This is a genomic window from Paracoccus denitrificans, from assembly GCF_900100045.1.
GTDB classification, from domain to species: domain Bacteria; phylum Pseudomonadota; class Alphaproteobacteria; order Rhodobacterales; family Rhodobacteraceae; genus Paracoccus; species Paracoccus denitrificans.
Genome location: NZ_FNEA01000006.1, coordinates 208,548 through 233,943 on the forward strand (window position 1 = coordinate 208,548; position 25,396 = coordinate 233,943).

Annotated in this window: 23 protein-coding genes; 13 read left to right on the top strand and 10 right to left on the bottom strand. The window is 68.4% G+C overall.

Features of this window, described 5'->3' with window-relative positions:
• Positions 1 to 95 precede the first annotated feature (95 nt).
• The 3 genes from BLT64_RS07115 (at position 96) to BLT64_RS07125 (ending at position 3,288) form a co-directional block, all read left to right on the top strand.
• The gene (locus BLT64_RS07115; protein ID WP_011750272.1) at positions 96 to 1,523 is read left to right on the top strand and encodes a mannose-1-phosphate guanylyltransferase/mannose-6-phosphate isomerase; all 1,428 of its coding nucleotides are present in this window, start codon (positions 96 to 98) and stop codon (positions 1,521 to 1,523) included.
• Positions 1,524 to 1,604: 81 nt separating this feature from the next.
• Complete coding sequence (locus BLT64_RS07120) at positions 1,605 to 2,627, top strand: ABC transporter substrate-binding protein (RefSeq protein ID WP_128493064.1); 1,023 nt, start codon at positions 1,605 to 1,607, stop codon at positions 2,625 to 2,627.
• A 55-nt stretch (positions 2,628 to 2,682) separates the two neighbouring features.
• Positions 2,683 to 3,288 carry a YitT family protein gene (locus BLT64_RS07125; protein WP_011750274.1) on the top strand — a complete coding sequence of 202 codons (606 nt, stop codon included), beginning with the start codon at positions 2,683 to 2,685 and terminating at the stop codon, positions 3,286 to 3,288.
• Between the two features lie 9 nt (positions 3,289 to 3,297).
• On the opposite strand, the gene BLT64_RS07130 is transcribed toward BLT64_RS07125, so the two are convergent.
• Positions 3,298 to 3,642, bottom strand: coding sequence for an arsenate reductase family protein (locus BLT64_RS07130; RefSeq protein WP_041530440.1), 345 nt, complete (start codon positions 3,640 to 3,642; stop codon positions 3,298 to 3,300).
• Positions 3,643 to 3,770: 128 nt separating this feature from the next.
• Positions 3,771 to 5,066 carry a DUF3422 family protein gene (locus BLT64_RS07135; protein WP_041530644.1) on the bottom strand — a complete coding sequence of 432 codons (1,296 nt, stop codon included), beginning with the start codon at positions 5,064 to 5,066 and terminating at the stop codon, positions 3,771 to 3,773.
• 182 nt (positions 5,067 to 5,248) lie between these two features.
• On the opposite strand from BLT64_RS07135, the gene BLT64_RS07140 reads away from it, so the two are divergent.
• The 4 genes from BLT64_RS07140 (at position 5,249) to BLT64_RS07155 (ending at position 9,164) form a co-directional block, all read left to right on the top strand.
• Positions 5,249 to 5,758: a L,D-transpeptidase family protein gene (locus BLT64_RS07140; protein WP_011750277.1), complete on the top strand. Its 510-nt coding sequence runs from the start codon at positions 5,249 to 5,251 to the stop codon at positions 5,756 to 5,758.
• A gap of 63 nt (positions 5,759 to 5,821) precedes the next feature.
• Positions 5,822 to 7,336, top strand: coding sequence for an NnrS family protein (locus BLT64_RS07145; protein ID WP_011750278.1), 1,515 nt, complete (start codon positions 5,822 to 5,824; stop codon positions 7,334 to 7,336).
• A 156-nt stretch (positions 7,337 to 7,492) separates the two neighbouring features.
• The gene (chrA, locus tag BLT64_RS07150; protein ID WP_011750279.1) at positions 7,493 to 8,710 is read left to right on the top strand and encodes a chromate efflux transporter; all 1,218 of its coding nucleotides are present in this window, start codon (positions 7,493 to 7,495) and stop codon (positions 8,708 to 8,710) included.
• 184 nt (positions 8,711 to 8,894) lie between these two features.
• The gene (locus BLT64_RS07155; protein ID WP_041530441.1) at positions 8,895 to 9,164 is read left to right on the top strand and encodes a hypothetical protein; all 270 of its coding nucleotides are present in this window, start codon (positions 8,895 to 8,897) and stop codon (positions 9,162 to 9,164) included.
• Positions 9,165 to 9,234: 70 nt separating this feature from the next.
• On the opposite strand, the gene BLT64_RS07160 is transcribed toward BLT64_RS07155, so the two are convergent.
• The 6 genes from BLT64_RS07160 to BLT64_RS07185 all read right to left on the bottom strand — a co-directional run bounded on the left by BLT64_RS07160 (position 9,235) and on the right by BLT64_RS07185 (position 16,513).
• Positions 9,235 to 10,674: an NAD(P)(+) transhydrogenase (Re/Si-specific) subunit beta gene (locus tag BLT64_RS07160; RefSeq protein ID WP_011750281.1), complete on the bottom strand. Its 1,440-nt coding sequence runs from the start codon at positions 10,672 to 10,674 to the stop codon at positions 9,235 to 9,237.
• A 13-nt stretch (positions 10,675 to 10,687) separates the two neighbouring features.
• Positions 10,688 to 12,262, bottom strand: coding sequence for a Re/Si-specific NAD(P)(+) transhydrogenase subunit alpha (locus BLT64_RS07165; protein ID WP_011750282.1), 1,575 nt, complete (start codon positions 12,260 to 12,262; stop codon positions 10,688 to 10,690).
• Positions 12,263 to 12,357: 95 nt separating this feature from the next.
• Positions 12,358 to 13,038 (bottom strand): D-lyxose/D-mannose family sugar isomerase, encoded by a 681-nt coding sequence (locus BLT64_RS07170; protein WP_011750283.1) that lies wholly within the window; start codon positions 13,036 to 13,038, stop codon positions 12,358 to 12,360.
• Between the two features lie 10 nt (positions 13,039 to 13,048).
• Complete coding sequence (locus tag BLT64_RS07175) at positions 13,049 to 13,456, bottom strand: methyltransferase family protein (RefSeq protein ID WP_011750284.1); 408 nt, start codon at positions 13,454 to 13,456, stop codon at positions 13,049 to 13,051.
• Between the two features lie 35 nt (positions 13,457 to 13,491).
• Positions 13,492 to 15,639 carry a malate synthase G gene (locus BLT64_RS07180; protein WP_011750285.1) on the bottom strand — a complete coding sequence of 716 codons (2,148 nt, stop codon included), beginning with the start codon at positions 15,637 to 15,639 and terminating at the stop codon, positions 13,492 to 13,494.
• A 169-nt stretch (positions 15,640 to 15,808) separates the two neighbouring features.
• Positions 15,809 to 16,513, bottom strand: a complete 705-nt coding sequence (locus BLT64_RS07185; RefSeq protein ID WP_011750286.1) for a hypothetical protein — start codon at positions 16,511 to 16,513, stop codon at positions 15,809 to 15,811.
• Between the two features lie 167 nt (positions 16,514 to 16,680).
• On the opposite strand from BLT64_RS07185, the gene pepN reads away from it, so the two are divergent.
• Together pepN and BLT64_RS07195 are read left to right on the top strand one after the other, a co-directional pair.
• Positions 16,681 to 19,224, top strand: a complete 2,544-nt coding sequence (gene pepN / locus BLT64_RS07190) for an aminopeptidase N (RefSeq protein ID WP_011750287.1) — start codon at positions 16,681 to 16,683, stop codon at positions 19,222 to 19,224.
• A gap of 71 nt (positions 19,225 to 19,295) precedes the next feature.
• Positions 19,296 to 20,183 (top strand): 1-acyl-sn-glycerol-3-phosphate acyltransferase, encoded by an 888-nt coding sequence (locus tag BLT64_RS07195; protein ID WP_371862656.1) that lies wholly within the window; start codon positions 19,296 to 19,298, stop codon positions 20,181 to 20,183.
• Between the two features lie 152 nt (positions 20,184 to 20,335).
• Here BLT64_RS07195 and proB read toward each other — a convergent pair whose 3' ends face one another.
• Both proB and obgE read right to left on the bottom strand, forming a co-directional pair.
• Entirely contained in the window at positions 20,336 to 21,448 is a 1,113-nt protein-coding gene (gene proB / locus BLT64_RS07200; protein ID WP_011750289.1) for a glutamate 5-kinase, read from the bottom strand.
• Positions 21,436 to 22,467: a GTPase ObgE gene (gene obgE, locus BLT64_RS07205; RefSeq protein WP_011750290.1), complete on the bottom strand. Its 1,032-nt coding sequence runs from the start codon at positions 22,465 to 22,467 to the stop codon at positions 21,436 to 21,438. Before obgE ends, proB begins: the two co-directional genes overlap by 13 nt.
• A gap of 144 nt (positions 22,468 to 22,611) precedes the next feature.
• Between obgE and BLT64_RS07210 the strand changes: the two genes are divergently transcribed.
• From BLT64_RS07210 to BLT64_RS07225, 4 genes are all read left to right on the top strand, one after another.
• Entirely contained in the window at positions 22,612 to 22,950 is a 339-nt protein-coding gene (locus BLT64_RS07210) for a DMT family transporter (RefSeq protein ID WP_011750291.1), read from the top strand.
• Between the two features lie 62 nt (positions 22,951 to 23,012).
• The gene (locus BLT64_RS07215) at positions 23,013 to 24,428 is read left to right on the top strand and encodes a protein adenylyltransferase SelO (RefSeq protein ID WP_011750292.1); all 1,416 of its coding nucleotides are present in this window, start codon (positions 23,013 to 23,015) and stop codon (positions 24,426 to 24,428) included.
• A gap of 18 nt (positions 24,429 to 24,446) precedes the next feature.
• Positions 24,447 to 25,229 (top strand): endonuclease/exonuclease/phosphatase family protein, encoded by a 783-nt coding sequence (locus BLT64_RS07220; protein WP_011750293.1) that lies wholly within the window; start codon positions 24,447 to 24,449, stop codon positions 25,227 to 25,229.
• 66 nt (positions 25,230 to 25,295) lie between these two features.
• On the top strand, positions 25,296 to 25,396 hold a 101-nt coding region (locus BLT64_RS07225), incomplete at its 3' end, for a hypothetical protein (RefSeq protein WP_437438265.1).

Here is a 25,396-nt window from a genome sequence, read left to right on the forward strand (position 1 = left end):
GGGCATCCTGACGTTTTGCGCAACTTGCGCGCGCAGGGAAGCCGCCGGATAACGAAAGCGTATGGTAACGGCCCCGTGCCGATGGAGCGATTTTCATGACGATCACCCCTGTTCTTCTGGCCGGAGGCTCGGGCACCCGGCTTTGGCCCGTCTCGCGCAAGAGTTTTCCCAAGCAGTTCGCCCCGCTGGTGGGCGATGACAGCCTGTTCCAGGCCTCCGCCCGCCGCCTGTCAGGTCCGCGCTACGGCGCGCCGCTGGTGATGACCAATGCCGATTTCCGCTTCATCGTCGCCGAACAGCTGGACCAGATCGGCATCGCGCCGGCGGCGATCCTGATCGAGCCCTCGGGCCGCAACACCGCCCCCGCGATCCTTGCCGCGGCGCTTCGCGCGGCCGAGACGGACCCCGATGCCGTGCTGCTGGTCGCGCCGTCGGATCATGTCGTGCCCGATACCGAGGCATTCGGCCGCGCCGTCGATCTGGGCCTGCCCGCGGCACGGGCCGGCCGCATCGTCACCTTCGGCATCACCCCCACCCGCCCCGAGACCGGCTATGGCTATATGGAGGCCGAGGGCGGCAACGGCGGCGAAGGCCCGCTGGTGCTGAAACGCTTCGTCGAAAAGCCGGATGCCGAGAATGCGGCACGGATGATCGCTCAGGGCGATTTCCTGTGGAACGCAGGCATCTTCCTGTTCGCCGCCCGCACCATGGTCGAGGCATTCGAAACCCATGCGCCGGAATATCTGGGCCCCGTGCAGGCGGCGCTGACCGAGGCGCGCATGGACCTGGGTTTCCTGAGGCTTGCGCCCGAGCCCTGGGACGGGCTGCCGGACCGCTCGGTCGACTACGCCGTGCTGGAAAAGGCCGGCAACCTGTCGGTGGTGCGCTATTCGGGCCATTGGTCGGATCTGGGCGGCTGGGATGCGGTCTGGCACGAGATCCAGCGGGACGAACCGGCCGAGCGCGGCGCCGTGGTGGATGGGCGCTCGACCGCGATCGACTGCGACAACGTGCTGTTGCGGGCGCAGGACGAGGGGATCGAGGTCGTCGGCATCGGCCTTAGGGACGTGATGGTCGTGGCCACCGACGACGCCGTGCTGGTGGCCGGCATGGACCGCGCGCAGGAGGTGCGCAAGGCGGTCAGCGCGCTCAAGGCCAAGGGCGCCCGCCAGGCCGAGCATTTCCTGCGCGATCATCGCCCCTGGGGCTGGTTCGAGACGCTGGCGCTGGCCGACCGCTTCCAGGTCAAGCGCATCGTCGTCAATCCCGGCGCGGCGCTGTCGCTGCAATCGCATTTCCATCGGTCCGAGCATTGGATCGTGGTGTCCGGCACTGCGCGGGTGACGGTTGACGAGACGGTGACGCTGCTGACCGAGAACCAGTCGATCTATGTGCCGCTGGGCGCGGTCCACCGGCTGGAAAACCCCGGCAAGGTGCCGATGGTGCTGATCGAGGTGCAGACCGGCGTCTATCTGGGCGAAGACGATATCGTGCGCTACGAGGATGTCTATTCGCGCGGCTGACCGCCGCTCGCGGCATCGTGCAGGGTGCGACGGCTTGCGGTGCCGACACCGGCCGTCTAACCATGGCCGGCGATGAAATGGATGACCAAATCGCTGATCCCGGCCGCAGTGCTGCTGATGCTGGGCTCGCTGGCGGCGCGCGCCGAGCAGCTGACCGTGCAGTTGCGCGGCCCGGCGCTGGCCGAATCCGCCGGATTCCTGATCGCCAAGGCGCGCGGCTATTACGCCGAGGAAGGGCTGGCCGTCCGGCTGCGCCCCGCCGACCCCGCGGCCCCTCCCTTCGAGGCGCTGGCGCGGGGCGAGGCGGATCTGGCGGTGGAATGGATGCCCACCGCACTGGTCGCGCGCGAGAACGGCCTGCCCGTGGTCAATATCGCACAGATCTTCGCCCGGCCGGCGCTGCGGCTGACCTGTCGGCGCGAGGCGGGCATGGCAGGCGCCGCCGATCTGCGCGGCAAGACCGTCGGCAGCTGGTTCGGCGGCACGGAATATCCGCTGCTGGCCTGGCTGAACCGGCTGGGATTGGTGGCCGATGACAGCCTGTCCGGCGTGGCGTTGCCGGCGCAATGGCCAGGGACCGAGATGCTGCGCCAGAAACAGGCCGCCTGCATCAGCACGCTCAGCTATGATCCGGCCCCGGACGAGGGGCTGGTCGAACTCGACCCGCAGGACCAGGGCGCCGCGGTGCTGGAGGACGGGCTTTACGTCCTGGCCGGCACGCTTGCCGCCCCCGAGGCCGAGGAACGGCTGGCAGGGTTCCTGCGCGCCAGCATGCGCGGCTGGCGCGAGGCGGTCGCGCAGCCCGAGGACAGCGCCCGGCTGATCCTTGGTCCCGATCCCGACCCGGGCGCCTTGCAACGGCAGGCCGGGATGCTGCGTCGCATCGGCGGGCTTCTTGCCGCCGACGGTGCGCTGGATGAGGCCGGATACCGCCGCACGGTCGAGACCCTCCGCACCGGCGGCCCGCGCTCGGTGCTGCGCCGCGAACCGCGCGGCGCCTTCACCCATGCGATCAGCGACCGCGCCACCCTGCCCGAAGACGCCGCCGCGACCGCAACCGCCGACCCTACAACCACCGGACCCGACGTCGCGCCGCTGCGCTGATCTGCCCCGGGCAGCCCCCCTTGCCGGTCCCGCCCGGCGCGGGCAAGAGAGGCGCATGAGCGACATTCCTTCCAAACGCCACAGCCGGATCGAGGACGCGCAGGGGCTGGCCTATGGCAGCTTCATGGCCGCGACCGGCGTGCTGCTGCTGACCCATATGGGCTTCGTCACCGGCCAGACGGCTGGGCTGGCGATCCTGATCTCCTATGCCACGGGCTGGAGCTTCGCGCCGATCTTCTTCGTGGTGAACCTGCCCTTCTACTGGCTGGGCTATCGCCGGCTGGGGCTGGGCTTCATGCTGAAATCCTTCATCGCCGTGGCGGCCATGTCGGTGCTGGTCACCATCCTGCCGCCGGCATTGCAATTCGGCCATGTCCATCCGGCCGTGGGGGCGCTGCTGGTGGGTTTCCTGACCGGCTCGGCGCTGCTGGCGCTGTTCCGGCACGGCGCCTCGCTGGGCGGGATCGGCATCGTCGCGCTGTATTTGCAGGATGCGACGGGCTTTCGCGCCGGCTGGACGCAGCTGATCTTCGACGCCTGCATCTTTGCCTGCGCCTTCATGCTGCGGGACTGGCAGACGGTGGCCTGGTCATTCCTGGGTGCGCTGGTGCTGAACCTGGTGATCGCGATCAACCACCGCCGCGACCGCTATGTGGTCTAGGGGCGGCGCTCAGGCCGCCACCCCCAGCGCGCGTTTCACATTGGCGGTCCAGCCCAGCAGCCGCTTGTCGCCTTCGACGATCGCCGGGCGCTTCATCAGCGAGGGCTTGGCCGAAAGCATCTGCAAGGGCGTGCCGGCGCGCTCGTCCTCGGACATGCCGCGCCAGGTCAGGCTGGCCCGGTTCACCAGCTTTTCGCCGAATTCGGCAATCATGCGCCGCCATTCGTCCTGATCCAGCGGCGCCTTGGCCACGTCGCGGAAATCCACCTGCCAGCCCGCGGCCTCCAGCTCGGCCTGCGCCTTCTGGCAGGTCGAGCAATGGCCGAGGCCATACATCTCAAGCCGCCCCGCCATCAGACGAAGGGCACCAGCGGCACGCCGCAGGCCGCAAGGGCCAGAAGCGCGCAAAGGGAAAGGGTATGTCTCACGATTCGCTCCTTCTTCGGGGTTCGCGGCTTTATCGGCGAGACGCGCGGCCGGCGCTAGTGGCCGCCGTCATGCAGCCGCGCCCGGATGCGCCGCATGCCCAGCCAGACGCCAAGCACGGCGATGGGGGTCAGTGCGGCGACCAGCACCGCCTTGTCGATATGCAGCGCATGGGCCAGCGGGTAGAGCGCATAGCCCAGCAAACCGACCGCGTAATAGCTGATCGCCACCACAGACAGCCCCTCGACCGTGTGCTGCAGCCGCAATTGCAGGTCGGCGCGCCGGTCCATGCGTTGCATCAGCTCCTGGTTCTGGGCGCTGCGCTGGACATCGACGCGGGTGCGCAGCAGTTCGCCCGCCCGTTCGCTGCGGTCCAGCATGGCGGCCAGCCGCTTTTCGGCCGATTTTGCGGTGCGCATCGCCGGCAGATAGCGCCGGGCCATGAACTCGGTCAGCATCTGGCCACCCAGGAAGCGCGTCTCGCGCAGCGAGGCGACGCGGTCCATGACGATGGCCTCATAGGCCGCATTGGCGCCAAAGCGGAAGGCATGCTGGGTCGCCGCGCTTTCCAGCCGGGTCGAGACCGAAAGCAGGTCTTGCAGCACCGCCTCGGCCGGACGGCTTTCGTCGCTCATGCCCTGCACGATGTCGCTGAGCTGCGGATCCAGCGCATTGAGCTGCCGGGTCAGGTCGCGCGCGCGGCCAAGGCCCAGCATGGACATTGCGCGATAGGTCTCCAGGTCCAGAAGCCGCTGCACGATGCGCCCGATCCGGCCGGGCTGCGTGTCGGGCTTGACGAACAGCGCAAAGCGCATCCAGCCGGCAGGATCGATGCGGAAATCGCCGGCCACCACCGCCGCCTCCTCCAGCACCCAGACCGAGGCAAGGCTGTCGGCCGCGAACCAGTCCGACAGGCGCGGCAGGATGTCGGCCGGGTTCTCGGGCAGGAAATCGACCTGGATCATCACCGCCGCGATGCGCTTGCCGGGTGCGTCATGCTGCCAGTCCTCGGGAAAGATCGCCCCGGCCGAGGGATCGAAGGGGCGCGGCGGCAGGCCGGGCGCAAAGGCGGCATAGGTGACGAACTCGGTATGGCTTTCCCAGCGCAGCTGGTGGCGGCCAAGCTGGGCCGTGTAATGCCCGGCGCTGGTGTCGGGGCGTGGCGCGCCGTGCCGGGCGCAAAGCGCGGCCAGATGCGCGACATCCCTGCCCCGGTCGCGGTTGGCCGCGTCGCGCGGTTCCTTGATCGCCAGGAATACCGCGGTGCAGGGCGCCTTGAGCCGCGGCGAGGGCCGGGCGTGCAGCTCGTTCACCAGGCCGTAGCGCTGGGGGTGTTCGTCTTCGTCGTTCATGGGCGCATGATGGGCGGGCGGCATTTTTCCCGCAACAGGAAAACCCTGCGATGTCGCGGCTTTGGCAAATCTGCCACGCTGCGGGCATCGCATCAGGATTTCGTGAAGGCCCGCCTCATTGCCCGGCAGGCGTCGGACGGGCAGAATGGCGCAAAACACACCGTATCGAGGGGCGCGGATCAATGATGGGCTGGCTGGGACGTATCGTCGCACTTGCGGTTCTGCTGGGGCTTGCCGCCTGCGGTCCCAGCAAGTTCAAGACCTATTCCGGCCCGCCCGTGACCCAGGTCGTCGTCAACAAGGGCGCGCGGCAGATGCTGCTGCTCAACGGCAACACGGTGCTGAAGGCCTATCGCATCGGGCTGGGCAACGAGCCCCTGGGCCACAAGCAGTTCGAGGGCGACGGCAAGACCCCCGAGGGGCTCTACTACATCGACCGCCGCAACCCCGACAGCCGCTATCACCTGTCGATCGGCATTTCCTACCCCAATCCGCATGACGCGGTGCTGGCCAGCGAACTGGGGCGCAGCGCCGGCAGCGACATCTTCATCCACGGCCAGGGCCCCGAGGGGCGGGCGCTGTCCAGGCTGCGCCAGGACTGGACCGCAGGCTGCATTGCCGTCACCGATGCCGAGGTCGAGGATATCTATGCCATGGTGCGCGACGGCACGCCGATCATGATCACGCCCTAGTCGTTCAGTCCCGGTCGGTGAGCCGGTGCCACGCTGGCCGAGGGGCCGCATCGCCAGGACCGCATGATGCTGCTGGTCGATATCGGCACCAATGCCGGGACCGTGCTCGAGCCGCATCTCCAGCAGCTTTTCGTCGATGCCATGGCCCTGCCGAACCGGGTCGACCCGTTCCCGAACCTCGCCGGAGAGGTGAAGCTGCCGCCGCAGCGCCCCCGGCGACGAACGCGTGGCCCGGCGCCGGCGCAGGTGAACCCGCTGCGGCAAGGACGCGAACCTTCGGCAGCGCTGGGATTTGCGACAAAATGTCCTGCGCCGCGAAGATACGCCTGTGGCGCATGGACAATCCTCGACCCCGGCATGCACATTGGAACGCCGGATGACCCATCCGCGCTTTCAGACCACAGCGGCTGCCAATACCTGATGCTTCGCCACCCGATCCATGGGCTGTGGCTCGCGCCGCATCGCCCCCTGTTTCTTCTTGCGGGCCTCTGGGCGGTGCTCGTCCCGCTGGTCTGGCTGGTGCCGCCGGGAATGGGCCCGGACCCGCTGTCGTGGCACCGGCACGAATTGCTGTTCGGCATGGGCGGCGCGGCGGTCGGGGGCTATCTGCTGACCGCGCTGCCCGCATGGACGGGCCGGCCCCGGGTTGCGCCGGCAGCAACGGCGACCATGGTGGCACTTTGGTTTACCGGGCGGCTGGCCTTTCTCCTCGGCATGCCGCCGCCTTTTGCAGCGATTGGCGCGGCGGCCTATTTCCTCGCCCTGGGCGGCCTGCTTTCCCGGGAGGTCGCGAGGGCGAAAGCCTGGCGGAAGCTGCCGCTTGCACTGGCGCCGTTCGGCCTGGGTTGCCTCGAGCCGCTTGCGACGGGCGGTTTCGGCCCCGCCGCCGAAAGCGCCGCGCAGCAGTTGGCACCGCTGTTCTTTGCGCTGCTCATCAGCCTTGTCGGCGGCCGCGCCGTTGCCGCCTTCACCCGCCGCTGGACCTCGGCATCCTTGGGCAACCCATCCTTCGCCGACCCACGCTGGCTTTCGGGCGGCGGGTTTCTGGCACTGCTCACCGCCATCGCAGCGCTGCTTCAGGATGCCTCGGTGCTTGCCGGAGCGCTTCTTGTCGTCTCGGGCCTGCTGCAACTGGCCCGCATGCTCGCCTGGCGCAGTTGGCGCTGCGTCCGCTATCCGGCGCTGCTGCTATTGCACCTGGCCTGGCTATGGCTGCCCGTGGGCCTGATCCTGGCGGGCATGGCGCAGCTTTCGGCAGGCGGTCCTGGCATGGCCACGGCCCTGCACGCCATGACGATGGGCGCCATGGGCACGATGATGCTTGCGATCATGGGACGGGCGGCCATGGCCCGAAAGGGCGGAAGGCTGCTCGTGTCGCGCCCGCTTGCCGTCGCCTTCTGCCTTATTCACGCCTCGGCGCTGATCCGGCTGCGGATGTGCTGCGGCGATCCAGAGGCCTTGCTGCACCTCGCGGCATCGATCTGGATGGCGGGATGGGCGCTGTTCCTTTGGGATTTCCGCCATGCGCTGCAGGGACCGATCCCAAGGCCCGTTCTCAGCGCGCGCAATCGGCCCTGACGATCCGGCCGCCACAATGGAAAGCGCCGACAGCGCAGGACAGCCATGGCCCGGCCCGAATGACGGGTTTGAAGCGCGGGACATGGGTGACATATAGTCCCGGGGACGGGGCGGTTCACATTCCGGCCAGGGGAATTCGAGGGTGGGGCCGAAACCATGAATGGCAGCACGGATACGACCGCAACGAAGCAGGAGCAGGGCACGCCCGGAGAGGTCTTCGCCGCCTTTCTCAAGCTTGGCCTGACCTCCTTTGGCGGGCCGATCGCGCATCTGGGCTTTTTCCGCGACGAGTTGGTGATCCGCCGGAAATGGCTGTCCGACCACGCCTATGCCGATCTGGTCGCGCTGTGCCAGTTCCTGCCCGGCCCGGCCTCCAGCCAGGTGGGCTTTGCCCTGGGGCTGATGCGGGCCGGATGGCTTGGGGCCCTGGCGGCCTTTGCCGCCTTCACGCTGCCCTCGGCGATGATGCTGGTTGCCTTTGCCCTGACGGCGAGCGCCGTTTCCGGGCCGGTCGGCGCCGGCGCCCTGCATGGGCTCAAGATCGTTGCCGTCGCCATCGTGGCGCAGGCCGTCTGGGGCATGGCGCGGACCCTGTGCCCGGATCGCGAACGGGCGAGCATCGCGGCGGGGGCCGTCGCCCTGCTGGCCTTCCTGCCCGGCACCTTCGGCATGCTGGGCGCCATCGTCCTGGGCGCCGGCGCCGGGCTGATTCTGTGCCGGGAAAGCGCGGCGCCGATCGGCGGCCATGTCTCGATGCCGGTCAGCTACGGCCAGGCGGCGATCAGCCTTGTCGCCTTCGCGGCGCTGCTGGTCCTGCTGCCGCTGGTTGCCGGCGGATCGGGCAGCCTGGCCGTCTTCGACAGCTTCTATCGGGCCGGTGCGCTGGTCTTTGGCGGCGGCCATGTGGTGCTGCCGCTCCTGCAAGCCGAGATGGTCGATACGGCCCGCATCCCGGCGGATACCTTCCTGGCCGGCTATGGCGCGGCGCAGGCGGTGCCGGGGCCGCTGTTCACCTTTGCCGCCTATCTGGGCGCGGTGCAGGGGCCCGAACCGCACGGCCTTGCGGGGGCGACCATCGCCCTTGTCGCGGTGTTCCTGCCCGGCTTCCTGATCCTGACCGCGATCCTGCCGTTCTGGGATCGGTTTCGGAGGATGTCGGCGATGCAATCGCTCATGCGAGGCGCCAATGCCGCCGTCGTCGGCATCCTCGGCGCGGCCCTTTATGCGCCCGTCTTCACCAGTGCCATCGGCAGCATGCGGGATTTCGCCCTGGCGCTTGCCTGCTTCGTGGCGCTCATCGCCTGGAAGGCGCCGCCCTGGGCGGTCGTGCTGCTGGCCGCCGCCGGGGGCATCGCGCTCGCCCCTGCCGGCTGAACCGCGGCATGGTGGTCGAGGCAAGCGAGCAAGGCATTGCAACCGTGTTTCGACCAATGGTCGAGCAAAGCCCACCGCATACGCGCATGGCTTGTATGGCAGACCTGTTCAAAAGGGCATATACTCATCGGCGGCGCCTGGGATTAACAATCCGCGTAAGATGTTGACCCCAAGCTTCCACCTCATGTACCTGCCACCCATCATCCATGACGCGCTGATCGATTCCGCCGAGACCGAGGGCTATGTCCCCGGCACCATCGAAAGCGTCATGCGCTTCGGTCCGCATTCACGCTGGCGTGCGGGAGTGATCGTCGCCAGTTCGGCCAAGCATTCGCAGGCCCTTGCCACGCGTTGCGCGCTGCTGATCCCGCGCAAGGGCAAGCGGACGCGCAAGCTGGCGCTGCATCCCTCGCTGCCGGCCGATGTCATCAAGTCGATGCTGGACGCAACCTGACCGACCCGGCCGGGCCAAGAAAAAAGCGGGCCGTTCGGCCCGCTTTCTTCGTTTCGCGCTGTCCGCCCCCTCACTCGATCATGGGGAGCAATTGGTCGATGGATTTCTTGGCGTCGCCATAGAACATGCGGGTGTTTTCCTTGTAGAACAGCGGGTTCTCGATGCCGGAATAGCCGGTGCCCTGGCCGCGCTTGCTGACGAAGACCTGCTTGGCCTTCCAGACCTCCAGCACCGGCATGCCGGCGATGGGCGAGTTCGGATCCTCCTGCGCCGCCGGGTTCACGATGTCGTTCGAGCCGATCACGATCGCCACGTCGGTATTCGGGAAGTCCTCGTTGATCTCGTCCATCTCCAGCACGATGTCATAGGGCACCTTGGCCTCGGCCAGGAGCACGTTCATGTGCCCGGGCAGACGGCCCGCCACAGGATGGATGGCAAAGCGCACGTTCTTGCCCTTGGCACGCAGCTTGCGGGTCAGCTCGCTGACCGATTGCTGGGCCTGCGCCACCGCCATGCCGTAGCCCGGCACGATCACGATCTCGTCGGCATCGTTCAGTGCCGCCGCCACGCTGTCGGCGTCGATGGCCACCTGCTCGCCCTCGATCTCCATCGCCGGGCCGGTCTCGCCGCCGAAGCCGCCCAGGATCACGCTGACGAAGTTGCGGTTCATGGCCTTGCACATGATGTAGCTCAGGATCGCACCCGAGGAGCCGACCAGCGCGCCCACCACGATCAAGAGGTCGTTGCCCAGCGTGAAGCCGATGGCCGCCGCCGCCCAGCCGGAATAGCTGTTCAGCATCGACACCACCACCGGCATGTCGGCGCCGCCGATGCCCATGATCAGGTGATAGCCGATGAAGAACGCCAGCAGCGTGATCAGCGCCAGCCACAGCACCGGCGCCCCGGCGGTGCAGTAGAGGATCACCGACAAGAGCGACAGCGCCGCCGCACCGGCGTTCAGCATATGCCCGCCGGGCAGCTTCCTGGGCTTGCCGTCGATCTTGCCGGCCAGCTTGCCGAAGGCCACGATCGAGCCGGTGAAGGTCACCGCGCCGATGAAGATCCCCAGCGCCACCTCGACCTTGAGCATGGCGATCTCGGCCGGGGTCTTGTGCGCCAGAACCGCGGCGAAGCCGTGGAACTCGGCCGCCGCGTCGGCGGCGCGGGCGCGCAGCACCCGGCCCAGCTCGAACTGGGCGTTGAAGCCGATCAGCACCGCGGCCAGGCCGACGAGGCTGTGCATGGCCGCGACCAGCTGCGGCATCTCGGTCATCTGCACCCGCTTGGCCACGACCCAGCCGATGGCGCCGCCGATGGCCAGCATGATGAGCGTCAGCCCCCAATTGCCGTAGCCCGGCCCGATCAGCGTTGCCACGACGGCCAGCGCCATGGCGGCAATGCCGTACCAGACCGCGCGCTTGGCGCTTTCCTGGCCCGAAAGCCCGCCCAGGGACAGGATGAACAGGACGGCCGCGACCACATAGGCGGCGGTGGTGAATCCGTATTCCATGCGCCCCTCTCCCTTACGACTTCTGGAACATGGCGAGCATCCGGCGCGTGACCAGGAAGCCGCCGAAGATGTTGACGCCCGCCATCAGCACCGACAGCGCCGCGAGAAGCACCACCAGCCAGCCGCCCGAGCCGATCTGCAGAAGCGCGCCGACGATGATGATCGACGAGATGGCGTTGGTGATCGCCATCAAGGGCGTGTGCAGCGAATGGCTGACGTTCCAGATCACCTGGAAGCCGACAAAGACCGCCAGCACGAAGACGATGAAATGCGACAGGAAGCTCGCGGGCGCGAACAGCCCCACCAGCAGCATCAGCACCGCGCCGACGCCGAGCAGCGTCACCTGGCTGCGGGTCTGGGCGCGGAACTCGGCGATTTCCTTGTCGCGCCGCTCCTCGGGGGTCAGTTCCCTGGGCTTTTCCTTGGGCTTCGCGGCGGCGATGGCTGCGATCCTGGGCGGCGGCGGCGGCCAGGTCACGTCGCCGTCGAAGGCGACGGTCGAGCCGCGGATCACGTCGTCCTCCATGTTCTGGACGATGACGCCGTCCTTGCCCGGCGTCAGGTCCGAGAGCATGTGGCGGATATTGTTTCCATAGAGTTCAGAGGCTTGCGCGCCCATCCTCGACGGGAAATCGGTATAGCCGATGATGACCACGCCGTTTTCGGTGACGATGCGCTCGTCCGGGACGGTCAGGTCGCAGTTGCCGCCGCGCTCGGCCGCCAGATCGACGATGACCGAGCCGGTCTTCATCGCCTCGACCATGTCGGCGGTCCACAGCTTGGGCGCGTCGCGGCCGGGGATCAGCGCCGTGGTGATGACGATGTCCATCTCGGGCGCGAGTTCGCGGAACTTCTCAAGCTGCTTTTCCCGGAACTCGGGGGACGAGGGCGCGGCATAGCCGCCGGTGGCGGCCCCGTCCTGGACCTGGTCCTGGAAATCCAGATAGACGAATTCCGCGCCCATCGATTCGATCTGCTCGGCCACCTCGGGGCGGACGTCGAAGGCATAGACCTGCGCGCCCAGGCTGACCGCCGCGCCGATGGCCGCAAGCCCCGCGACGCCGGCGCCGACCACCAGCACCTTCGCCGGCGGCACCTTGCCCGCCGCGGTGACCTGGCCGGTGAAGAAGCGGCCGAAATTGTTCGCCGCCTCGATCACCGCCCGGTAGCCGGCGATATTGGCCATCGACGACAGCGCATCCATCTTCTGCGCGCGCGAGATGCGCGGCACCATGTCCATGGCGATGGCGGTGACGCCCTGCTCGCGCGCCAGCTCCAGGAGGTCCGGGTTCTGCGCCGGCCAGAAATGCGAGATCAGCACCTGGCCGCGCCGCATCTGCCGCAGCTCGCCCTCGTTCGGCGGGCGGACCTTGACCACCACGTCCACATCGCCGATCAGCGCCGCGGCATTGGGCTCGACGGTGACGCCCGCGGCCTCATAGGCGGTGTCGGAAAAGCCCGCACGCACCCCCGCGCCCGCCTCGACGTAAACCTCATGCCCAAGCTTGCGCAGATGCGCCGCAGAGGACGGAGTCACCGCCACCCGAGCCTCCCCCTCAAAACTCTCCTTCAAAGCGCCGATCTTCACGAGGCCACCTCCCATGTTAGCGTCTTTCAGCGTTCCCCATAGCAGAGCGCAACAATCTTTCACAAGGGCGTGACGGCGCGTGCGATCCCGAAATGTTACGCCACGTCAGAATCGTAATCGCTGACCAGAAGGTGCAGCGGCGCCTCGTCCTCGACGACATTCGCGAACCGGCCGATCGGGGCTGCGAAGATATTATCGGTCAGGTCGTCGTTCACCGTCGAGACCTCGCCGATCAGCACCGGCCCGCCCTCGGCCCAGAACTCGTGCCAGTCGCCCGGGCGCAGCGTCACGGATTCGCCCGGCGACAGCCGCAGCACGCCGCCCGGCGCGATCTCGCGCGGGATGCCGTCGCAATCGACCCGGCAGGGCGCGTTGCGGTCCATGCGCCCCTGCGCGTCCGAGCCGCAAAGCCGGATCGCCAGCGTGGCACCCCAGCGGTTGATGATATCCTCGGTCTTGATGACATGGGTGTGCATCGGGCTGATCTGGTTTTCCTGCGAGATCAGCAGCTTTTCGGCATAGACCATGCCCCTGCCCGCCTGCAGGTCGGCCAGCCGGCCGTTGCGCAGGGTGAACAGGAACAGGCCCAGCCGATCGAAATCGCCCTGGCCGTAATCGGTGATGTCCCAGCCCAGCCGGCCCTCGCGGATGGCGGGGGTGGCGCGCGTGCGGAACTCCCCGGGGCTCCAATGCGCAAAGGGCGGCAGGTGAAAGCCTGCCTTGCCGATCAGCTCGGCCGCCTCGGCCATGATGCGGTTGATGCGCGAGCGTTCCATGATGCCCTCCCTAGATCCAGCGCCTGACCTGCATCCTATAGCGGTCATAGGCGGAACCGAAAGCGGCGGCGATGACGGCCTCTTCGCGCAGGATGAAGCGGCGTTGCAGGAACAGGGCGAAGGCGGGCACCGTGACCAGGCCCGCCGGGGTCCGCAGCGCCAGCATCAGCCCGGCCAGCAGAATCAGGTCGCCCAGATAGATCGGATTGCGCGAGAAGCGGAACGGGCCGGTGGTCACCAGCGCCTCGGGGCGGCGGCCGGGCATGACGGTGGTGCGCGCCCGCGCCATGGTCAGCGCCGCCCAGAGCATCAGGGCCAGCGCCGCCCCGATCAGCAAAAGGCCCGCCCATCGCAAGGCGACGGGCAGGCCCAGCGGGACCAGCCATCCCAGCACCGCCCCGGCCGATGCGAACAGCACCAGCTAGGCCGGCGGCAGGGCGGCCAGCCGCGCGATCACGCGGCCTTTTGCGCCTGCTCGGCCTTGGCCTGCAGGCGGCGGGCATGCAGCACCGGCTCGGTATAGCCCGAGGGCTGCATGCGGCCCAGGAAGACCAGGTCGCAGGCCGCCTGGAAGGCCACGCCGTCATAGCCCGGCGCCATCGGCGCATAGGCCGGATCGTCCGCATTCTGGCGGTCCACCACCACGGCCATCTTGCGGAAGGCGTCCATCACCTGCCCGTCCGATACGATGCCGTGATGCAGCCAGTTCGCCAGCGACTGGGCCGAGATGCGCAGCGTGGCGCGGTCCTCCATCAGCCCGACATCGTTGATGTCCGGCACCTTCGAGCAGCCGACGCCCTGGTCGATCCAGCGTACGACATAGCCCAGGATGCCCTGGCAGTTGTTCTCCAGCTCGCGGGTGATCTCGGCCTCGCTGTAGTTGCGGCCGCCGGCCAGCGGGATGGTCAGCAGGTCGTCCAGCCGCGAGGGCCGGCGCAGCGCCGCGATCTGGGCCTGGCGGGCAAAGACATCGACCTTGTGGTAATGCGTCGCATGCAGCGTCGCGGCGGTCGGGCTGGGCACCCAGGCGGTATTGGCGCCGGCCATGGGATGGGCGATCTTCTGCTCCAGCATCTCGGCCATCCGGTCCGGGATCGCCCACATGCCCTTGCCGATCTGCGCCTTGCCGGCCAGCCCGCAGGCCAGGCCGATATCGACGTTGCGATCCTCGTAGGCCGAAATCCAGGGCTGCGCCTTCATCTCGCCCTTGGCCAGCATGGCGCCCGCCTCCATCGAGGTGTGGATCTCGTCCCCGGTGCGGTCGAGGAAGCCGGTGTTGATGAAGGCCACGCGGTGCTTCGCGGCGCGGATACATTCCTTGAGGTTAGCCGAGGTGCGGCGCTCCTCGTCCATGATGCCCAGCTTGACGGTATGGCGCGGCAGGCCCAGCACATCCTCGACGAAGTCGAAGATCTCGCAGGCGAAGGCGACCTCCTCGGGCCCGTGCATCTTGGGTTTCACCACATAGATCGATTGCGTGACCGAGTTCTTCGGCCCCTCGCGGTCCAGGTCGCGCTTGGCGCAAAGCGCGGTGACCATGGCGTCCAGCAGCCCCTCATAGACCTCGCCCCCGTCGCGATCCAGCACGGCGGGCGTGGTCATCAGGTGGCCGACATTGCGCACCAGCATCAGCGCGCGGCCCTTGGCGGTGACTTCCGAGCCGTCGGGCGCAGTGAAGGTCACGTCGGGATTGAGGCGGCGGGTAAAGGTCTTGCCGCCCTTCTCGACCTCTTCGGCCAGGGTGCCATCCATCAGGCCCAGCCAGTTGGCATAGGCCAGCGCCTTGTCCTCGCCATCGACGCAGGCGACGGAATCCTCGCAATCCATGATCGCCGACAGCGCCGATTCGATCACGATGTCCGAGATGCCCGCCTTGTCCTGCGCGCCGACCGGCGTGGACGGATCGATGACGATGCGGATCAGCAGCCCGTGGTTCTTCAGGAAGATGTCGGTCGGCTTTTCGGCCTCGCCGCGATGGCCGGCGAACTTGGCCCCTTCGCGCAGCGCCGGGACCAGCGCGCCATCCTTGACCGACAGCCCCTCAATCGCGGCCCAGGAACCCTCGGCCAGCGGCGCGGCCGTATCGAGGAAATCACGGCCCCAGGCAATGACGCGGGCGCCGCGCGCGGCGTCATAGCCCCTGCCTTGCGGCAGGTCGCCCAGGGCATCGGTGCCGTAAAGCGCGTCGTAAAGGCTGCCCCAGCGGGCATTGGCCGCGTTCAGCGCATAGCGCGCATTGGTGATCGGCACCACCAGCTGCGGCCCGGCGATGCTGGAGAATTCCGGGTCGGTCTCGGGGGTCTCGATCTGGAAATCCTCGCCCTCGGGAACCAGATAGCCGATCTCGGCCAGGAAATCGCGGTATGCGCCGGTATCCTTCGGCTCGGCGCGATGGGCGATGTGCCAGCCGTCGATGGCCGATTGCAGCTCGTCGCGCCGGTCCAGCAGCGCGCGGTTGCGGGGGCCGAACTCGTGGATCAGCATCGAAAGCCCCTCCCAGAACCGGCGCGGCTCGACCCCGCTGCCGGGCAGCGCACGCTCGTTGATGAAGGCGGCAAGCGTCTCGTCCACCCGCAATCCTGCCTTTTCCACGCGACCCATCGCACTTCCCCTTACTTCATGTCCGGCTGGTTTGGTGCACCGTGGTATGCCAAACGGCCGAATGTTTCAACCGGCCCGATCCTCAAGGATTCCGCAATTCATCCTTTCGGGAAAATTGAAAATCCGCCGCCCGGAAAACCGGACGGCGGCACGCACCCGCATGGGGCGATCAGTTGTTCGCGGGGGGCGTGGTGGTGGTTTCACCGGCCGGAGGCACGGTGGTCGCCGGCTCTTCCTCGACGGTGATGGCGTCGTCCAGCGCCTCGCCTGCGTCTTGCAACGCCTCGCCCGCAGCCTCGGCGGCGTTCTCGGCGGCATCCTGGGCGGCGGTTGCGGCCTCGCCCGCGGCTTCGGCAGCCTCTTGGGCGGCTTCGCCGGCAGCGGTGGTGGCATCCTCGGCCGCCTCGCCCATCGCCTCGCCCGCGGCCTCGGCACCGCTTTCGACGGCGGTGGCGGCTTCACTGGCGGCCTCGCCCGCAGCATCGGCGGCGTTCTCGGCAGCCGCGGCGGCGTCATCGGCGGCATCCGAGGCCGCCTCGGCCGGCGTTTCGGTCGCAGCCGGCTCGGTCGCGGTGGTGTCCGTTGCGGCGGGGGGTTCGGTCGTGGTTCCGGACGGCGCGTCGGCGGTGCTGTCGGCGGGCTCGGTGGTGGTCACGGCGGCATCCTCGCCGGTCGTCGTGGCCCCTTCGCCGTTGCCCATGAAATATTGCAGCACGAAATAGGCGATGGCCAATGCCAGCAGGATGCCGATGATCAGCGGCAGCGGAGAGGCGCGGCGCTCGACCGGCTCGACATAGGTTTCGGGGGCAGCGGCCGGTTGCTGGGGATCGGTGCCTTCCGTCCGCTTCGGATCGTTCGGGTCATAATGGGCCATTCAAGGTTCCTCGCTCTTTTGATTCTTGCTTTGCGACTGGTCGGCGCAGGAGGCGAGGCCCCCGGCTTGCGACCCGGCTATCCTGCGTCTAACACTTGGGTTTCGCACAAGTTCCCCGTGCCGTCGAATTTTTTTCGTCTGCCTATACCCTGCCTATAAGGTGCCGCATGACCGTCACGCAATACCTCGCCGATTGGCGCCCCTATCCCTACGAGATCGCCGAGACCCGGCTGGAGTTCGATCTTGCCCCGCGCACGACCCGCGTGCGCTCGCAGATCGACTTTCGCCGCAAGGGTGCGGGCGACCTGGTGCTGGACGGCGCGGGCCTGCGGACGCTGGCGCTGGCGATCGACGGCAAGCCGCTCGACCTCGCGCTTGCCCAGGGCGAGCGGCTGGCGATCCCCGCCGCCGACCTGCCCGACGCCTTCACCTTCTCGGCCGAGGTCGAGATCGACCCCGAGGCCAATACCGCGCTGGAGGGGCTTTATCTGTCCGGCGGCATGTTCTGCACGCAATGCGAGGCCGAGGGCTTTCGCCACATCACCTGGTATCCCGACCGCCCGGACGTGATGGCGCCCTTCCGCGTCACCATCCGCTCGGACAAACCGGTGCTGCTGTCGAACGGCAACCCTGTCTCGCAGGGGGCGGGCCAGGCGGTCTGGCACGATCCCTGGCCGAAGCCCGCCTATCTTTTCGCGCTGGTCGCCGGCGACCTGGTGGCGGTCCCGGACGGCTTCACCACCATGTCGGGCCGCAAGGTGGCGCTGAACGTCTGGGTGCGGCCGGGCGACCAGGACCGCGCCGGCTATGCGATGGAATCGCTGATCCGCTCGATGAAATGGGACGAAGAGGCTTACGGGCGCGAATACGACCTCGACGTGTTCAACATCGTCGCCGTGGACGACTTCAACATGGGCGCGATGGAGAACAAGGGGCTGAACATCTTCAACTCCAAGCTGGTGCTGGCCAGCGCCGAGACCGCGACCGACGGCGATTACGAACGCATCGAGGGGGTGATCGGCCATGAATATTTCCACAACTGGACCGGCAACCGCATCACCTGCCGCGACTGGTTCCAGCTTTGCCTGAAAGAGGGGCTGACGGTCTTTCGCGACCAGCAGTTCACCAGCGACATGCGCTCGGCCGCGGTCAAGCGCATCCATGACGTGCAGACCCTGCGCGCGCGCCAGTTCCGCGAGGATGCCGGCCCGCTGGCCCACCCGCCGCGCCCGGACCACTATCAGGAAATCAACAATTTCTACACCGCCACGGTCTATGAAAAGGGCGCCGAGGTCATCGGCATGCTCAAGCGGCTGGTCGGCGATGACGGTTATCGCAAGGCGCTCGACCTCTATTTCGACCGCCATGACGGCCAGGCCTGCACCATCGAGGACTGGATCAAGGTCTTCGAGGACGCCACCGGCCGCGACCTGACCCAGTTCAGCCGCTGGTATACCGATGCCGGCACCCCGCGCCTGTCGCTGGCCGAGGACTGGCGGGACGGAACGCTGACCCTGAGCTTTAGGCAAGAGACCGCGCCGACCCCCGGCCAGCCCGAAAAGCCGCCGCGGGTGATCCCCATCGCGCTTGGCCTGATCGGCCCGAACGGCGACGAGGTGCTGCCGACCACGGTTCTGGAGATGACCGAGGCCGAGCAGAGCTTCCGCTTCGACGGCTTGGGCGCCCGGCCCGTGGTCTCGCTCTTGCGCGGCTTTTCGGCGCCGGTGACGGTCTCGCGCAAGATCGCGGCGGACGAGCAGGCGCTGCTGCTTGCGCATGACACCGACGCCTATGCGCGCTGGCAGGCGGGCCACGACCTGGCGCTGGATGCGCTGATCGCGCGGGCCACCGGCGGCGAAGGCGGCGCCGAGTTCGGCCGCGCCATCGGCGGGTTGCTCGACGATGCCGAGGCCGACCCGGCCTTTGCCGCGCTCTGCCTGTCGCTACCCGGCGAGGAAGAGATCGCCACCACCATCGCCACGCGCGGCGACATCCCCGACCCCGATGCGATCCATGCCGCGCGCGAGGCGCTGGCCCGCGACATCGCCTTGGCGCATGAACCTGCGCTGGCGCGGCTTTACGATGCGATGCAGACCCCCGGCCCCTATCGCCCCGATGCCGAAGGCGCCGCGCGGCGCAGCCTGCGTCTTGCCTGCCTGGGGCTTTTGTCGCGGATCGACGGCGGGGCGCGGGCCGAGGCGCTGTTCGGCGCCGCCTCGAACATGACCGAGCGGCAGGGCGCGCTGGAATGCCTGATCGCCAACGGCAAGGACAGCGAAGCGCTGGCCGCTTTCGCGCGGGAATTCGCCGACAACCGGCTGGTCATGGACAAATGGTTCATGGTCCAGCCCTTGCGCGCCGCACCCGGGCAGGCGGTGGCCCGGGCCCGCGACCTTGCCGCGCGGCCGGATTTCGACTGGAAGAATCCGAACCGCTTCAGGGCGCTGATCGGCGGGCTGGGTGCCAACCACGCCGCCTTCCACGCCGCCGACGGCTCGGGCTACGATTTCATCGTGGACTGGCTGATGCGGCTCGACCCGGTGAACCCGCAGACCACCGCGCGCATGTGCTCGGCCTTCGAGACATGGACGCGCTACGATGCCGGCCGCCAGGCCCATGCACGCGCGGCGCTCGGCCGGCTGGCGGCCATGCCAGGCCTGTCGCGCAATACATCCGAGATGGTTACGCGCATCCTTGCCGGTGGCGCCTGACCACGACCGAACCGCTCTTGCGGGCATCCTGCCGGCGCGGCAATACTGCCTCCATGGATGCCCGCGAGGACATGAAACGCCGTCTTGATCCGCTGATTGCCGAGCGGGCACCGTGGCTTTTTTCGGGCCGTCGCCATCACGCCCTGGCACGCCAGGCGCTGATGTGGCTCTTGCGCTATCCGCGCACGCTGGACCTGGCGGCCGAATACCGCGACCTGCCGACCGACGAGGTCATGCGCCGCATCGCGGGACTGATCCTGCGCGACCTGCGGGTCGAGGGGCTCGAGCACATCCCGGCCACCGGCCCGGCGCTGATCGTCTCCAACCACCCGACCGGCATTGCCGACGGCATCATGCTGAACGCGGTGATCTCGGCGGTGCGCGACGACCTGTTCGTCTATGCCAACCACGACATCCTGCGCATCCTGCCTCAGTTCGACAGCCTGATCGCCCCGGTCGAATGGCGCGTGGAAAAGCGCAGCCATGCCAAGACCCGCGCCACGATGGACTACACGCGCGAGGCGCTGGGACGCGGGCGGATCGGCCTGATCTTCCCCTCGGGCCGGCTGGCCAGGCGCCAGGGACTGACGCTGCACGAACGCCCCTGGATGGCCAGCGCGGCGATGATCGCGAAGAAGTTCGACGCGCCGATCATTCCCTTGCGGATCCGGGCGCGGAACTCGGCGCTGTTCTACCTGCTGGACGCGATTCACCCGACCCTGCGCGACGTGACGCTGTTCAACGAGGTGCTGAACAAGGCCGGCCAGCCCTTCCGGGTCACCATCGGTGCGCCGATCCAGCCCGCGACCCTGCCCGGCCGCAGCGAGGACGGCATCGCGCTCTTGCGGGATGCCGTCCTGGCCCTGCCGGCGCCGGGCCAGAACGCCGTGCGCATGTCGCAGATCCGCGGGCTGTTCCAGCGCCGCCACGCGCTCGCCAAGCCGCACCCGATCGAGTGAGGGGCGACGCCTGCCCTGTGACCAACGTGGCAGATGAGTATTTATGGAACGAAGAAACCCGGTGCCGCGCTGAATTTCGGGAAGCGGCACCGGGCTTCTTCGTTCTTCAAATACTCATGCGACCGCGACGCAGAGGTTGTCGCCCGGGAATATCACACCACCATGTCGTCGCGATGGATCAACGCGGCGCGGCCGGGATAGCCGAGGATGCCCTCGATCTCGTCGCTGCGATGGCCGGCGATGGCGCGGGCCTCGGTCGAGGAATAGCGCACCAAACCCGAGGCGAGCCGCCCGCCCTTGCCGTCCAGAACCACCACCGGGTCGCCGCGGCCGAAACGGCCCGACACGGCGGTCACGCCGGCCGGCAGCAGCGACTTGCCCTGCCCCAGCGCCAGCGCCGCGCCGGCATCGACGGTGATCTCGCCTTTAGGCTTCATCGCCGCGATCCAGCGCTTGCGCGCCGCCTGCGGGTCGGTGTCGGGCAGGAACCAGGTCACCCGCGCGCCCTGCGCCACGGCGGAAAGCGGGTTCAGCACCGAGCCCTCGGCAATCGCCATGGCGCAGCCCCCGGCCACTGCCGTGCGCGCCGCCAAAAGCTTGGTCTTCATGCCGCCCTTGCTGACGCCCGAGATGGGATCGCCGCCCATGGCCTCGATCTCGGGCGTGATCTGCCCGACCACCGGCAGGTGGCGCGCGGTGGGATCGGTCTTGGGGTTGGCGGTATAGAGCCCGTCCACATCCGAGAGCAGCAAGAGCTGGTCGGCGCCGCAGGTCACGGCGATCTGCGCCGCCAGCCGGTCGTTGTCGCCGAAGCGGATCTCGTCGGTCGCCACCGTGTCGTTCTCGTTCACGATGGGCACCACGCCGAGGCCCAGCAGCGTCTGCATGGTCGCGCGGCTGTTGAGATAGCGGCGCCGGTCGGTGGTGTCGTCCAGCGTCACCAGAAGCTGCGCGGTCTTGACGCCATGCGGGGCCAGCGCCTCCTCATAGGCGCGGGCGAGCTTGATCTGGCCCACGGCGGCGGCGGCCTGCGACTGTTCGACCCGCAGCGGGCCGGCCGGCAGGCCCAGCACCTGCCGCCCCAGCGCGATGGCGCCCGATGAGACCAGCACCACATCCGTGCCCCGCGCCCGCGCCTGGGCCACGTCGTCGCAAAGCGCGCGCAGCCATTCGGCGCGCAGGCCCGCACCGTTCACCAGCAGCGCCGAGCCGATCTTGACCACCAGCCGCTGCGCGCGGCCAAGCTTAGGCGTCACGGCTGCCACGGCTTGTCTTCCCGATCCTCGGCCGGCTTGCGCGAGGGCGCGATCCGCGACCAGAGCGCGCGCAGCACCTCGGTCACGCCTTCGCGCGAGACGCCGGACATCAAGAGCACCGGGCCGCCGATCTCGGCCTCCAGCGCCGCCCTGCGCTCTGCCAGCGTCTCGGGGTCGAGCGCATCGATCTTGTTCAGTGCCGTCACCCGCGGCTTCTCGGCCAGCGCCGGGGAATAGGCCTCAAGCTCGGTCAGGATGGTGCGGGCATCAAGCGCCACGTCCTCGGCGGTGCCGTCGACCAGGTGCAGGAGCACGCGCGAGCGCTCGACATGGCCAAGGAACTGGTCGCCGAGGCCCCTGCCTTCGGACGCGCCCTCGATCAGGCCGGGGATGTCGGCCATGACGAATTCATGCCCGTCCACGCCGACGACACCCAGATTGGGATGCAGCGTGGTAAAGGGATAATCCGCGATCTTGGGGCGCGCGTTCGAGACCGCGGCAAGGAAGGTCGACTTCCCGGCATTGGGCAGGCCCACCAGACCCGCATCCGCGATCAGCTTCAGCCGCAGCCACAGCGTGCGCTCCACCCCCGGCTGGCCGGGATTGGCGTGGCGCGGGGCGCGGTTGGTCGAGCTTTTGAAATGCAGGTTGCCGAAGCCGCCATTGCCGCCCTTGGCCAAGAGCACCCGCTGGCCCGGCTCGGTCAGGTCGGCGATCACCGTCTCCTGATCCTCTTCCAGGATCTCGGTCCCGACCGGCACGCGCAGCACGATGTCGTCGCCCGAGGCGCCGGTGCGCTGCGCCCCCATGCCATGGCCGCCGGACTTGGCGAAGAAGTGCTGTTGAAAGCGGAAATCGATCAGCGTGTTCAGCCCCGGGGCGGCCTCGGCCCAGACATCGCCGCCGCGCCCGCCGTCGCCACCGTCCGGGCCGCCGTATTCGATGAATTTCTCGCGGCGGAAGGACACGCAACCCGCGCCCCCGCCGCCCGAGCGGACATAGACCTTGGCGAGATCGAGAAATTTCACGGGGTGGCATCCTTGCGGAGAAAATCAGGCAGAGGGTGGGATACGCGCTTGGGCCTCTCGGTTCAAGGGCGCGGTGCCGGGACGGCGTGACTTTCCCCGCCGGCCGGGCTAGACGGGCCTGTGCGACGAACGAGTGGAGACGCCATGCCGGCCCTGACCTATGTCACGCTTTTCACCGCCATCACCCTTGAAGTGGTCGGCACCACCTTCCTGCAACGCAGCGAGCAGTTCACCCGCCTGGTCCCCACGTTGCTGATGGGGCTGTGCTATGCAGGCTCGTTCTATTTCCTGTCGCTGGCCTTGCGCGCCATGCCGCTGGGCATCGCCTATGCGATCTGGAGCGGGCTGGGCATCGTGCTGGTCTCTCTGATCGGGCTGTTTCTTTTCGGCCAGAGGCTGGATTTCGCGGCGGTGATCGGCCTGACCATGATCGTCGCGGGTGTCGTCATCGTGAACCTGTTCTCGACCAGCGTGACGCATTGAGCCCGTTCCGCCCTTAACATTCCGGCAATCGCGGTTAGATAATGTCCGAATGGAGGGCCGCGATGATCCGCTTCGACAACAGCTATGCCCGACTGCCCGAAGGTTTCTTTACCCGCACCCGCCCGACGCCGGTGCGCGATCCCAAGCTGGTCGCGCTGAACCGGCCGCTGGCCGAGCGCCTGGGCTTCGACGCCGTCTGGCTTGCCGGCCCCGAGGGGGTGGCGATGCTGGCCGGAAACACCCTGCCCGAGGGGGCCGAGCCCATCGCCCAGGCCTATGCCGGCCATCAGTTCGGCGGCTTCGTGCCGCAGCTTGGCGACGGGCGCGCGGTCCTGCTGGGCGAGGTGGTCGCGCCGGATGGCGCACGCTTCGACATCCAGCTCAAGGGCGCGGGTCCGACGCCGTTCTCGCGCCGGGGCGACGGGCGGGCCTGGCTGGGGCCGGTGCTGCGCGAATATCTGGTCAGCGAGTTCATGGCGGCCTTCGGCATCCCGACCACGCGGGCCCTGGCGGCCGTCACCACCGGCGAGACGGTGATCCGCGAGACGCTGCTGCCCGGCGCGGTGCTGACCCGCGTCGCCGCCAGCCATATCCGCGTCGGCACCTTCGAGTTCTATGCCGCGCGCGGCGACCGGCAACGGTTGCAACTGCTGGCCGATCACGTCATCGCCCGGCACTATCCCGATGCCTCGGGCGCGGCCGACCTGCTGCAGCGCGTGGTCGAGCGGCAGGCGGCGACCATCGCCGGCTGGATGGCGCTCGGCTTCATCCACGGGGTGATGAATACCGACAACATGTCGGTCTCGGGCGAGACCATCGATTACGGCCCCTGCGCCTTCATGGACGGCTACCGGCCCGACAAGGTGTTCAGCTCGATCGACGCCCATGGCCGCTATGCCTGGAACGAACAGCCGAACATCGCGGTCTGGAACCTGGCGCAATTCGCCAGTTGCCTGGTGCCTCTGATGGGCAATGACGACGCGGCGGTGGCCGAAGCGACGCGTATCGTCCACAGCTTTCCCGAACTCTATCAGGCCGAATGGCTCAGGCGCTTTGCCGCCAAGCTGGGCATCGCCGCCCCACGGCCCGAGGACCGCGCGCTCATCGAGCGACTGCTGACGCTGATGGCGGCCGACGAGGCGGATTTCACCCGCAGCTTCGCCGGGCTGGCGGATGGCCGCGCACGCGACGAATTCAAGGCGCCCGAGCAGTTCGACGCCTGGGCCGAGGGCTGGCAGGCGCGCATCCGCGACCTTTCCGACGCGGCGCAGGTCATGGCACGCGCCAATCCGTGCCGCATCCCGCGCAACCACCGCATCGAGGAAGTGATCGCCGCCGGGCGCGAGGGCGATTACGCGCCCTTCCATGCGCTCGACGCGGCGCTGCGCGCACCCTTCGAGGACCGGCCGGAATGGGAGGGCTATGCGCTGGCCCCGCAGCCCGACGAGATCGTCCGCCGCACCTTCTGCGGCACCTGAGCAGCAGCGAAAGGCCCCATGCCGAAAAGCCCCGACCACCTGAGACTGGCCAGCTATAACCTGCACAAGTGCCGCGGCATGACCGGCCCGCACGCACCCGAGCGCAACCTGCGCGTCATCGCCGAACTGGGTGCCGACGTGATCGCCCTGCAAGAGGTCGATTTCCGCTTCGGCGCCCGGCCCGAGGCGTTGCCGCGCGCGCTGATCGAAAAGACCACCGGCATGGTCCCCGCCCCCTTCCTGGGCACCGGCGAGAATTCGCTGGGCTGGCACGGCCAGACCATCCTGCTGCGCCCCGAACTGCGCGGCAAGGCCGAGATCCGCCGCCTGCCGCTGCCGGGGATCGAGCCGCGCGGCGCGCTGGTGCTGCGCCTGCCCGGCATCACGGTGGTGGCGGTGCATCTGGGGCTGATGCGCTCGTCCCGCCGGGCACAACTATCGCGCATCATCGCCCAGGCGCGGCGCATCGGCCATGACCGCATGGCGCTGACCGGCGATTTCAACGAATGGCACGATTCCCGCGGGCTTGAGGCGCTGGAGGCGCTGCGCGTCGTCACCCCCGGCCCCAGTTGGCCCGCACCCTTCCCGCGCCTGCGCTATGACCGCTTCGCCGTCTCGCGCAGCATCGAGGTGCTGGATTGCGGCGTCCTGGACAACGAGATGGCGCGGGCGGCCTCGGACCACCTGCCGGTCTGGGCCGATCTCGCGGTCGATGCGCATGAAGAGGTGCCGCGCGGCTACCACCCGGCGCGCATCACCTCGCGCATTCCCGGCGAGGACGGGGTGGCCGGGGCAGAATGACGCTTTTCCGCAACTGCGAAGGCGGTTAAACAGCGCGAAAGCTCGTCAGCCAAGGGGGACGCAGACATGACGGCCATCATCGACATATTCGCGCGCGAGATACTGGACAGCCGGGGCAACCCGACGGTCGAGGTCGATGTGACGCTTGAGGACGGCACCATGGGCCG

Excerpts from the sequence above, each read along its gene's own strand:
- BLT64_RS07115 (WP_011750272.1), top strand. The coding sequence starts at position 96 with ATGACGATCACCCCTGTTCTTCTGGCCGGAGGCTCGGGCACCCGGCTT.
- BLT64_RS07120 (WP_128493064.1), top strand. The coding sequence starts at position 1,605 with ATGACCAAATCGCTGATCCCGGCCGCAGTGCTGCTGATGCTGGGCTCG.
- BLT64_RS07125 (WP_011750274.1), top strand. The coding sequence starts at position 2,683 with ATGAGCGACATTCCTTCCAAACGCCACAGCCGGATCGAGGACGCGCAG.
- BLT64_RS07130 (WP_041530440.1), bottom strand. The coding sequence starts at position 3,642 with ATGGCGGGGCGGCTTGAGATGTATGGCCTCGGCCATTGCTCGACCTGC.
- BLT64_RS07135 (WP_041530644.1), bottom strand. The coding sequence starts at position 5,066 with ATGAACGACGAAGACGAACACCCCCAGCGCTACGGCCTGGTGAACGAG.
- BLT64_RS07140 (WP_011750277.1), top strand. The coding sequence starts at position 5,249 with ATGATGGGCTGGCTGGGACGTATCGTCGCACTTGCGGTTCTGCTGGGG.
- BLT64_RS07145 (WP_011750278.1), top strand. The coding sequence starts at position 5,822 with ATGATGCTGCTGGTCGATATCGGCACCAATGCCGGGACCGTGCTCGAG.
- chrA (WP_011750279.1), top strand. The coding sequence starts at position 7,493 with ATGAATGGCAGCACGGATACGACCGCAACGAAGCAGGAGCAGGGCACG.
- BLT64_RS07155 (WP_041530441.1), top strand. The coding sequence starts at position 8,895 with ATGTACCTGCCACCCATCATCCATGACGCGCTGATCGATTCCGCCGAG.
- BLT64_RS07160 (WP_011750281.1), bottom strand. The coding sequence starts at position 10,674 with ATGGAATACGGATTCACCACCGCCGCCTATGTGGTCGCGGCCGTCCTG.
- BLT64_RS07170 (WP_011750283.1), bottom strand. The coding sequence starts at position 13,038 with ATGGAACGCTCGCGCATCAACCGCATCATGGCCGAGGCGGCCGAGCTG.
- BLT64_RS07180 (WP_011750285.1), bottom strand. The coding sequence starts at position 15,639 with ATGGGTCGCGTGGAAAAGGCAGGATTGCGGGTGGACGAGACGCTTGCC.
- BLT64_RS07185 (WP_011750286.1), bottom strand. The coding sequence starts at position 16,513 with ATGGCCCATTATGACCCGAACGATCCGAAGCGGACGGAAGGCACCGAT.
- pepN (WP_011750287.1), top strand. The coding sequence starts at position 16,681 with ATGACCGTCACGCAATACCTCGCCGATTGGCGCCCCTATCCCTACGAG.
- BLT64_RS07195 (WP_371862656.1), top strand. The coding sequence starts at position 19,296 with ATGAAACGCCGTCTTGATCCGCTGATTGCCGAGCGGGCACCGTGGCTT.
- BLT64_RS07210 (WP_011750291.1), top strand. The coding sequence starts at position 22,612 with ATGCCGGCCCTGACCTATGTCACGCTTTTCACCGCCATCACCCTTGAA.
- BLT64_RS07215 (WP_011750292.1), top strand. The coding sequence starts at position 23,013 with ATGATCCGCTTCGACAACAGCTATGCCCGACTGCCCGAAGGTTTCTTT.
- BLT64_RS07220 (WP_011750293.1), top strand. The coding sequence starts at position 24,447 with ATGCCGAAAAGCCCCGACCACCTGAGACTGGCCAGCTATAACCTGCAC.